Here is a 4,835-nt window from a genome sequence, read left to right as displayed (position 1 = left end):
AGGTTCAGGTATTCAGGAGAGCAGTATGATCCAATAACTAACCAATATTATCTGAGAGCTAGGTTCTATAATCCTGTGATAGGTAGATTTACACAGGAAGATGTTTACAGAGGTGATGGACTTAATCTATATGCTTATGTAGCTAATAATCCAGTTAACTATTTTGATCCTACTGGATATGCCACTCAATGTGAAAAGAAAATCTATGATAGGCAAATGAATAAGCAAGAGTACAAGGAATATATGAGACTTCAGCGAGAAAAAGTCTATGACAAAAAAGGCTCTAATGAAAAATCATATACGAGAGCTCAGAAAAAATTAGATAAGCTTAGAGAAAATATAGCTAATGGGTTCAAGTTGGATATTAGAAGTGCAGGTGATCCTAAAAAGCAGTTGTTCTCAGGTTCTGAATGGAATGAATACTTTAGAAAAGACTATGGTGCTAGAAAGGTTAAGTGGAATACTAAAGAAACAAGAAATTTGTTGACTGATGGAACGAGTAATGTTAAAAAGCCAGCTTTTGAGGTGTCTAGAGCGACATATCCTAATCATGTAAAAATGCTTGAAAATGCGCAAAAGGACGGTCATACACTAAATAATCTGGAAAGAGGAAGTGGCACTCGTGCTGCTAATAAGAATCGCTATAATTCACAAAAGGAGATAAGGAAAAATCAAGGACCACCACCAAAAGGATTTGATTATGATGAATTCCCATATGCATCTACAAAACAAGGAGGCGAAGGTGCACATGTTGAACCTGTACCAAGTGCAGAGAACCAAGCAGTTGGTAGAGATTTGGGTCAGTTTTATAGAAAGTATAATATAAAAGAAGGGGATTTATATGATGTTAAAATAACGGACTAAGGAGGATGTGATTAATGTTAATGAATTTGTTTAAAGACTATCTTGCTTTCTCAGCTCAATTAAGACCTAGTTATCCTGCAAGTTTAGCTGAGAAAAAAGACAATTGGAAATATATAGTATCCATGGTGGATTCTAATATTCCACGATTATATCAAGTAATTTATGATAATGTTTCTGGAACTAGAAGGGATATAAAGAATCAAAAGTTAATGGATTTTATTCCAGGATATAGGTTGATTCATATTGATGAATTATTAGATGAAAAGAAAAGTTTAGATAAAATGATAGCAAGTTCTAATGGGATTGATAACGAAATAATTATTCCACTACTTGCAAATTATTCTAGTGATTTTATCTGCTATTTAAGAACTGTTAATGGGGATGAGATTATTGTTAACTTATTTCATGATGACTGTGAGGTAGTTTTAATGCATAAATCAGTTGAAAAGTTTTTAGAAACAATATGTGAATTTTATAAAGAAAATGTTTATTACTTAGATGATGATGGATACTTAGATTATGATATTATTAAGGAGGGGGAGATTGGTGCTAAACTTAATAATGGTGTTAGCTATTGGTTAGAGTAATTTTATTATTGTTAGATGTGAAAAACAAAAAGTTAACTTTAAAAGTATAATTACGTTAACAGTATAACTTTTAAGTTTAGTTGATAGCAAACTCATTTCATTAGTAAAGCCTCTTGGGATATTTTAATTATTAAGTTACATCATTAGGGTAAGTTAACAGCAATCTAAACTGCAAATTAGTTTAAAAATTAAAGACTAATTTGCAGTTTATTTTACTTTGAAACCCTTTTGATAAAAAGGCAGGCGGTAGCCAGTAAAGAAGTAGTTTATAGAGAGTTTATAGATAAGATTATAAGCAAAATTAAACATATAAGATTCATCTATCTACCAATGTAATCCTCAAGGAAATATCACTGCAGAGAAAAACAAACAGGGAACTACAAAATACACCTACGATTGTTTTAATCGTACTACTAGTGTTCAAAAACAAGATGGCAGCTACATCAAAAACTTCTATGATTCAGAAGGATTAAGAAGTGAAATAGATGAAAATGGTGTAGTAAGTAAGTTTGTATTTAATAGAGGCAGCGTAGTAACAGAACTTGATGGAGAAGACAGACTAAAGGCAGCAAGCGTAAGAGGTATTGAATTAGTATCTCAAGTAGATAGTAAAGATAATAGCTACTATTATTTAAACAACTATCATGGTGATGTTGTTGGATTAGCTGATGTATCTGGTAACATAGTAAATAGCTATAGTTATGATTCCTTCGGAAATACAGTTGAAGCTAGAAAACAAGTTCATAATAGGTTCAGGTATTCAGGAGAGCAGTATGACTCAATAACTAACCAGTATTATCTAAGAGCTAGGTTCTATAATCCTGTTGTAGGTAGATTTACGCAGGAGGATGTCTACAGAGGAGACGGACTTAACCTTTATGCTTATGTAGGTAATAATTCAGTTAACTATGTTGACCCTAGTGGATATGCAGGCGAAAAACCTATAAGTGAGATGTCTTATAATGAAATTAAGGCTGAACTTGCTGAAAGGTATAAGGAATATGCTAGAACAATGGATGCAAAATATCCTACTAAATCAAACAAACATCTTCCAAATGAATTGACCTTTGGTAAATTTGGGAGATACCAGGCGAAGCATTCGACGACTTAACAGGACATCATATGCCGGCTAATTCTTACATGAAGGGAAAGTTTGGAATACCTATGAAACAGAGCTTGGCTATGAATCTAGAGCATAATATTAAACCTAGCACAGGAGGTAGACATGCGAGGACATTTACTTTTAAGATAAGTCCAATAAGTAGAAAGAGAGATAATGAGATTTATAATGCTTTAAAAACCAAGAGATGCATTAGCATTTAACGTTATGGACGCTAGACGTATTTTAATGAAGGATGGAGTATATGATGATAAGGCTAAAAAAGCACTAAGAGAATATATAGATGCTTATAAAAAATATGCTCACATAGTAACTACAGATGAAGCAAAAAAATACAGGGGACTATGCATCTAAAGAAGCAGTAGACAAAGAACGAAGACCTATACTAGATAAAAATGGTAAATAGAAGGTAAATGTAAAAGTATTTTGTAAAAATGAAAATATATATTAAGGTTGATAAGATATATAAAAATATACATAATTGTAGAATTGAAAAGTATAATGGGGAGGAATAGTTATGTCTTTTGAAAAAGAAATTTTTGAATTGCGCGAAATAACAGCAGAAGAATATGGAGATGCTGAAGCATTTATAGAGATTTATGAGTATTTATGGGATAATGCCGATAATTCAATAATTACTAACTTATGTTCAGTCTTTAATGATAACATGTCATATGATCCCCTAATAGGTAACTTTAATGAAATGATTCTTAACATTGCTAACAGATGTGGTTTAGAAAGTGGAATGGTTGAAATTGCTAAGGGCACGCCAAGAATGTTACCTCAAGGTAAGGAGTGGGCTATTAGGATGCATAAACTTATTTTAAATTCTGAACCTTACATCAATTTCTACATAAACGCAATTAAAGAAGTAGATGAGGCAGCTAGGAAAGTAATAGTTGATATATTAAATCAAATAAAAAAACAACAACCTAGTGAATATTCAAATAAAGTTGATAAAATATTGGAAGAACTATGTTAACAATGTTAATCGTGCTTCCTTCGCAAGTATGACCATAGAAACTTAATAAGAAGTTAAATAGAATTTAGAAGTCAAAGGCAAAATGAAAGGCTGGCATGGGAAGAAAGATTCCTGTGCTAGCCTTCCTGTTATCCTCAAAAATATGGACTATCCAAAACTAATTAAACAAACTATAAAAGATTATTCAATATAAAGAAACAGATTGGGAATTTATAAAACGTCTTGCAAGTCAATTTAATTCAGTAGTAGTATGTGATATAATGGAAAAGGATCCAAGGTTTTATTTTGGACTGCCCAAGGGAAAAAATTATACCATAGAAGATAATATACCCTATACAGCAGGTAAAGATTTATTAGCTTTTAAAAGGGCAGGAGGCTGTGATGCTGGCTTTCATGATACTGATTTCTTTTATTATGAAATAGAAAGTGGAGACCAGTATGCTGTTGGGGATGAGATATGTTTTAAAAATAAGAAACTGTATGTAAGTGAAATAACAGCTTATATAGACAAAGGACTTCTAAAATATAAATATCGCTTATCAAGACTTAAGGGTATTTATCAGAATAAAATATATAACACTAAACTTAATGGTGCATCCCTTGAAGGAAAAGTCATAGATGTGCAGGGTGAGCTTGTAAAACTTCATCTTAATGTAGATACAGAACAGTCTAAGTCAAAGGCATATTGGTTTCCCTTTGCACCACCTACAGGAAATGTAATGTACTGTATGCCTAAAACAGGCACCTATGCAAGACTTTATTTTCCAGATGAAACAGGAGATAATGCAACGGCTTTAGGCTGTATACGTAAAAATGGAGGCAGCTGCCAAAAGACAGGAAACCCAGATAACCGCTATTTTGGAACAGAACATGGAAGTGAGTTGGAGATTACTCCAGGTGCAATAAATATAGTAGGCGGATGTAAAGAACCTTTAAAGCTTAGTATAGATGATGCTTTAGGTGTTACATTAAAGAGCCATAAAAAGTTAAAGCTTAATGCAGATGATGACATATGCCTTTATACACCAAAGCGAATAGTAATCAGTGCACAAAGCCAGCTTCTTGCTAAGAAAAGTAGTGCATTAAAGGGCTTTTCTATAGAAAGTGAATATCACTTTTTAGGATCTGATGTAATAGCAGATGGATCGGATAGAACAACATATCCACCTTTTGATGATGAGCCAAAACAAGGTACACCACCACCACCACCTCAACCTGCAAAAAAACCTGGGTTTAGTTGGGGAAAACTGTTGGTATGTGCAGTTGCAGCAGTAGCGGTTGT

Annotated in this window: 6 protein-coding genes and 2 pseudogenes; all 8 read left to right on the top strand. The window is 32.9% G+C overall.

All coding sequences use genetic code 11. The annotated features are described in order from the left end of the window. The coding region (locus HGI79_RS21980) for an RHS repeat-associated core domain-containing protein (protein ID WP_241428308.1) at positions 1-864 on the top strand (864 nt) is incomplete at its 5' end. 14 nt (positions 865-878) lie between these two features. Beyond that, positions 879-1,451 (top strand): SMI1/KNR4 family protein, encoded by a 573-nt coding sequence (locus tag HGI79_RS21975; RefSeq protein WP_185652806.1) that lies wholly within the window; start codon positions 879-881, stop codon positions 1,449-1,451. 322 nt (positions 1,452-1,773) lie between these two features. After that, a pseudogene (locus HGI79_RS23590) lies at positions 1,774-2,364 on the top strand (RHS repeat-associated core domain-containing protein); the annotation flags it as partial. 39 nt (positions 2,365-2,403) lie between these two features. Next, positions 2,404-2,562 carry a hypothetical protein gene (locus tag HGI79_RS23055; protein ID WP_241428307.1) on the top strand — a complete coding sequence of 53 codons (159 nt, stop codon included), beginning with the start codon at positions 2,404-2,406 and terminating at the stop codon, positions 2,560-2,562. A gap of 29 nt (positions 2,563-2,591) precedes the next feature. Further along, on the top strand, positions 2,592-2,774 hold the full coding sequence (locus tag HGI79_RS21960) for a hypothetical protein (protein ID WP_185652805.1): 183 nt from the start codon (positions 2,592-2,594) through the stop codon (positions 2,772-2,774). Positions 2,775-2,799: 25 nt separating this feature from the next. Continuing rightward, positions 2,800-2,925 (top strand): hypothetical protein, encoded by a 126-nt coding sequence (locus HGI79_RS23430; RefSeq protein WP_278046747.1) that lies wholly within the window; start codon positions 2,800-2,802, stop codon positions 2,923-2,925. A 163-nt stretch (positions 2,926-3,088) separates the two neighbouring features. Beyond that, positions 3,089-3,553 carry an Imm30 family immunity protein gene (locus HGI79_RS21955; protein ID WP_185652804.1) on the top strand — a complete coding sequence of 155 codons (465 nt, stop codon included), beginning with the start codon at positions 3,089-3,091 and terminating at the stop codon, positions 3,551-3,553. A 260-nt stretch (positions 3,554-3,813) separates the two neighbouring features. Then, positions 3,814-4,835 (top strand): annotated as a pseudogene (locus HGI79_RS21950) (late control protein D); the annotation flags it as partial.

The organism is Clostridium sp. DJ247 (assembly GCF_014231265.1).
The sequence above is the reverse complement of the archived record's forward strand: the minus strand, read 5'-3'. Positions and strand labels throughout refer to the sequence as shown.